This window comes from Clostridium sp. (assembly GCF_050717545.1).
GTDB lineage: Bacteria > Bacillota > Clostridia > Clostridiales > Clostridiaceae > Clostridium_AD.
Map to the genome: position 1 here is coordinate 1 of NZ_JBOITN010000027.1, position 5537 is coordinate 5537.

The following is a 5537-nucleotide window of genomic DNA, read 5'->3' on the forward strand; positions in this document are numbered from 1 at the left end:
AGCTCATTACATACTTTTTAGTCTTACGACTAATATTACTTTTCTATAGTAATTGACTGGTTTAGCAAAATATTATTTTGCTAAGTTTACCTATTTCTCTGTTTAATTTTCAAAGACCAATTCGCTACGCCATCAAGTGACGACAAGGAGTATTCTATCATATTAATAAACCCATGATTTAAACATATAAGACTCCTAAGTAGATTATCTCCATCATTCTACAAATATATTTATATAATTCAATATTACGCATTGTGACACGCATGGTTAGATTATACCCTGTGGAGCTAAAACATTTCATATGTAGAGAATTATATTAATTCTCTACATATGGTGTAAGCACTTTTACCACCTCAATATATCCTGGAGCATCTAAATGTAATCCATCATAAGTATAATCTATCTTTATTTGATTATTATCACCAATTAAATGGGAATAAACATCAATATATGTTATATTTTCAGACTTAGCTAGAACCTTAAGACCACCATTTATTTCAGTTATTATCTCATTTGTTCTCTTACCTACCATATAAGTATCAAATTTTTTATCCTTCATGCTATAGACAGGATATACAGATTCAAGATAAATCTTTGTTTCTGGACTATTACTCTTAATTCCTTCAATTATTCTACCAATGTTTGCAACTATATATTCAGGATTTCTATTTCCATTAACAATATCATTTGTTCCAATCATAAGAAATGCTTTAGATGGTTTGATATCATATACACTTTCCTTAATTCTTGCTAATAATTCATCAGTAGTATCCCCTACTATTCCACGATTAATTGCAGTCACATCTTCAAAAAACTCATCTACCTTAAAAAATTCAGTAATTGAATCTCCCACAAAAACAATACTCCTTTTTTTTAATGTTTTATTTGTCTCTTCCCAGCTTTCAACTTTCATAACTTTACTTGCTTCATTTGTTTTATTAGTAATATAACTAATTCCAATCTTTGCCCCTATTCCACCCCCAACTATTAATAGAATAATTATTCCTGCAAGAATATAAGATGTTTTTTTATAATTCATAAGTTGTCCTCCTTGAATAGTTAACATTTAATATCTATCTATATGTAAATATTAAGGGACTCACGTCGTAAATTCAAGTAAATGTGAAAAAAATTAAAAATATAACCAAAAGTTCTAAAATATTCAATTTCACTAAAAAAATATCATTTGATTTGTTCATATATATCATACTTTCCTCATTGCACATTTTGTATATTTATAGTATAATATGTTATATTTCGTTAATATAATATACTATAATATTTATTAAATGAAAAAAATCTATCAATAATCGCCACATTATTTATTGTAAAATTAGAAAAGTATAACAGTTTGAATAATTTATAATAAGTTGGACATATTTAAGTAGAGTATTTTAATAAAAATAGAACTTACAAAAAAATAAATCATTTTAATGGGAGATGTAAAATAATGGATCAAATATTTATAAAAATTAAAAAAGGTGATAATTTCTACAATAAAGACATGATGGAAACTAGCCCAGAAGAAAGAACTGATTGGTACAACACATTAAGCAAAGGTCAAATAATGGGTATGTTAGAACGTTTTGTAACTAATAAAATAACTAAAGAAAATAATTAGAATTACGAATTATTAGTAGTTTTTATATAATTCATAATACTAATGTCTATGTACCCTAGTTCCTTTTACAAAAAACAAATCAAACAGCAGTAGATTACTTTTGCTGTTTAATTTGTTTTTTTATTTTATATATTTATATTTTTTTCGTTTTATCATTTGCCCGCCCTATATTTTTGAATCTATTATAACTGACTTTAGAACCTTTGATGATTCCAACAGCTTATCGTTTTCCTCCATGCTAAGTTTAACTTCTAATATTTTTTTTACTCCCTCTCTACCTACAACTGTTGGGACACCCATGTAAATATCCTTAATTCCATATTCACCTTTAAGCAGTGATGATACTGTAAGAATAGAGTTCTCATTACTTAATATTGCCTCAACTATCCTTTTTATGGCCAGAGCAACAGCATAATATGTCGCTCCCTTTTTTTTAATGATAATGTAAGCTGATTCTTTTACTTCTTTATATATATCAAACTTCAGTTGACCACCACAATTTTTATCACAGATAGCGCAATACTCGTCAACGTTCATCCCTGCAATACTTGTTAAACTCCAAGTAGCAATTTCAGAGTCGCCATGTTCACCCATTATGTAGGTATGTATGTTTCTAGGGTCAATCTCAAAATGTTTACTAAGCAAGTATTTAAATCTTGAGGTATCCAGAACTGTTCCCGAACCTATTACCCTGTTACTTGGAAATCCTGAAAGCTTATACGTTATATAAGTCAATATATCCACAGGATTTGACACTACTAATAATATTGAATCTGGACTGTATTTTACAACCTGTGGGACTATACTTTTAAATATTTTTAAATTTTTCGAAATACAATCTAGTCTTGATTCCCCAGTTTTTTGACCAACTCCCGCTGTAATTATTACTATATCTGAATCTTTTGTATCTAAATAATCTCCTGAAGTTATTTCTATAGGCCTAACAAAGGATACACCATGTGATAAATCCATTGCTTCACCTTCAGCTTTCTCCTTATTTATATCTACAATTACAATTTCAGATGCTAGTGAACCAGTCATTAGGGCAAATGCCGTAGTAGAACCTACGAATCCCGCTCCAATTATAGATATCTTATTTACTTTTGTTCTCATATAAAACCTTCCTTTCTTAAACAACTTTTATTCTATAAAAGTTATTTTCCATATAAACTCACTTAAATATATGATTATAATAAAATTACTTAATTAATCCTCTGCTTTTCATAATAATTAAAGCAGTGTCCTCTATAGCTCTTTTAGTAACATCTATTATTAAACACCTTGTTCTTTTCATTATTTTTTCTGCGTAATCAAGTTCATCTAATATTCTTGCATCATTAGCATATTGAAAATTAGAATTAAGTCCATTAAATTTACCTATTCTAAGTTTTCTTATTTCAATAAGTTCAAAAGGATTTATTGTAAGTCCTATAATATTCTTTCCAGGAATATTGTATAACTCTTCTGGAACAGGAATCTCTGGCACTAAAGGTATATTTATTACTTTAATCCCTTTATTAGCTAAATACATACATAGTGGTGTTTTTGATGTTCTAGAAACACCAATAAGTACTACGTCTGCAAGCTTTATCCCGTTATAATCCTTGCTATCATCGTATTGCATAGCAAACTCCATAGCTTCTATTCTTTTATAATATTCTTTATCAACATTCCATATTGCCCCGGCAATATATTCTGGCTGTTTGTTTAATAACTTAGATGCTAGCCCTATTCCTGGTCCCAAAACATTTGTTACAAATATTCCTTTCTCAGCGCATCTTTGAACTAAAAATTCTTTTATGTCTACCATTATTATAGTTGAAATAATCATTGCCTTTGAATTACTATCTATTCTTCCAGTAAAGTTATTAACATCCTCAGCTGTCTTAACATGTGGGACTCTTTTTATTATTACATCACCTGGAAACTGACTTGCCACTGATTTAGCTACGAGTGCCGCTGTTTCACCTATCGAGTCTGATACTGCATATATTGTTAACACTTTTGCTCAACACCTGCCTTTTTATATTTTTAAACTCTTAAAATTTCAGTCTATCCATGTTAAGCATAGACCTATATTAAATTTTCTTTTTTTAATAAATTATATAATGTTGAATTTAAGTTAAACTGGTTCATTAAATTATTTACTTCTAACAAAGATTTTTCTTTTTTATCCTCTGCTATATTAGCTTTCGTAGCTCTAATTAAAATATTTTTAGGTGAATGTGATATATCTATAAATTCTAAAAGCTGAGTTTTATAACCTACACTTTCTAAAAGATTTGCCCGCAGCGCATCTGTCATAAGAGCAGCAACTCTTTCTTGTATTATCCCATACTTTGTTAATATTGACAAAGATTCCGTCTTAATTTGACTATTAAATTCATGTTGGCAACAAGGAACAGAGAAAATCATCCTACTATTCCACTTTATTGCATTATATAAAGCAAAGTCTGTAGCTGTATCACAGGCATGTAATGTAATGACCATATCAACTTTATTATCATACTTAAAACCATTAATATCTCCTAGCTCAAAATGTAAGTTTTGATAATTATACCTTGTAGCTATATCATTACACTTTTTAATAACATCCTCCTTAAGATCGAGTCCTATCATTTTTACATTAATCTTTTTAATTTCTACAAAGTAATAATATAATACAAATGTTAAATACGATTTACCACAGCCAAAATCTAATATAGTAAGCTGTTTAAAATCATTTTTTTTAATTTCATCATCAATAATTTCAACGAATTTATTTATTTGCTTATATTTGTCATATTTTGAATTAACAACTTTGCCCTCTTTTGTAAAAATACCTAAATCTATAAGTGGCTCTATAATCATGCCTTCCTTTAGGATGTAATTTTTTTCATTGTTATGGCTTTTATTAGCTAGGCCTATATTATCACTTTTTCTTTTGCCCAAATGGACTTTACCTTTTTTAGATATTTTAAGTTCATATGTAATTATATTTGACCAAGCATCAACTTGTTTATAACTAGATGATACATATTCTAATAGTTTTTCGCCTAAAATATCTACATCAATATTTTCATGAAATACTTGCTTATCGGTATATTTTTCTATTTGATAATATTGCTTTAAATCATTTTCTTTTAATACAAATATTATTTTATTATACTCAACATCATTATTAACTTTATTGCTAACAATAAATTTTATAATTTCATCTTTTGCTATTTCATTAATCGCGTTCTTTAGATCTTCCATTTCAACACACCTTATAATTTATTTTAAAGCTAATTTCTATCTTATAGTTTCTTCAATTGTACCTAAAAGTATCCTATAAATCAGACCTTTTTTCTGTTTACTTTATAAACTCTGTAATTAACTTTCTTATATCTCAGCAGTAGCAATTAGAACCGCACGTCCAAGTGTGTGGCTAAACATCTGTACTTATAACCTCAAAGGCTACTGCCTTTGGAAGTTTTTCAAATAAATCATTAGTCATAATCATCTCCTCCTAACTTGTCATACTTTAGTAAAAGATCAACGTATTTTTAGTTATATATTTAATTATACACCAAATAACCGATAGTATCTAACAATCGGTTATTTGGTGTATACTATATTTATTCCATTTATATATTTACGCAAAAAAAACACTAAGATAAACTTAGTGTTTTTTTATTACCTGGCGACAACCTACTCTTCCACAAGGTCACCCCTGCAGTACCATCGGCGCATTGAAGCTTAACCTTCGTGTTCGGTATGGGAACGGGTGTTACCTTCATGCCATAATTACCAGATTGAGAATATAAATATTCTCTGAAAATTGCACAGTGCTAGGCTTCTCGCTATGCTCGAAGCCTCTGCTTCATTCTTACGAATGAAGTATGTATCGCAAAATTAATATGTTTGTTACATTTATTTATCTTGGTCAAGCCCT

5 protein-coding genes and 1 rRNA gene are annotated in these 5537 nt (G+C 28.6%); 1 reads left to right on the forward strand and 5 read right to left on the reverse strand.

Annotation, left to right across the window (positions count from 1 at the left end; translation table 11 throughout):
• Window positions 1–316: 316 nt before the first annotated feature.
• Window positions 317–1039: a GDSL-type esterase/lipase family protein gene (locus tag ACREVX_RS06240; protein WP_431543307.1), complete on the reverse strand. Its 723-nt coding sequence runs from the start codon at window positions 1037–1039 to the stop codon at window positions 317–319.
• A gap of 411 nt (window positions 1040–1450) precedes the next feature.
• Between ACREVX_RS06240 and ACREVX_RS06245 the strand changes: the two genes are divergently transcribed.
• Window positions 1451–1621 carry a hypothetical protein gene (locus ACREVX_RS06245; protein WP_431543308.1) on the forward strand — a complete coding sequence of 57 codons (171 nt, stop codon included), beginning with the start codon at window positions 1451–1453 and terminating at the stop codon, window positions 1619–1621.
• Between the two features lie 165 nt (window positions 1622–1786).
• Here the strand turns inward: ACREVX_RS06245 and ACREVX_RS06250 are convergent, their stop codons facing one another.
• From ACREVX_RS06250 to rrf, 4 genes are all read right to left on the reverse strand, one after another.
• Complete coding sequence (locus ACREVX_RS06250; RefSeq protein ID WP_431543309.1) at window positions 1787–2734, reverse strand: L-lactate dehydrogenase; 948 nt, start codon at window positions 2732–2734, stop codon at window positions 1787–1789.
• 85 nt (window positions 2735–2819) lie between these two features.
• Complete coding sequence (locus tag ACREVX_RS06255; RefSeq protein ID WP_431543310.1) at window positions 2820–3623, reverse strand: pyruvate, water dikinase regulatory protein; 804 nt, start codon at window positions 3621–3623, stop codon at window positions 2820–2822.
• 71 nt (window positions 3624–3694) lie between these two features.
• A complete protein-coding gene (locus ACREVX_RS06260; protein WP_431543311.1) occupies window positions 3695–4858 on the reverse strand; it encodes a class I SAM-dependent methyltransferase in 1164 nt (387 codons plus the stop codon).
• Between the two features lie 422 nt (window positions 4859–5280).
• A 5S ribosomal RNA gene (rrf, locus tag ACREVX_RS06265) occupies window positions 5281–5397 on the reverse strand.
• Window positions 5398–5537 lie beyond the last annotated feature (140 nt).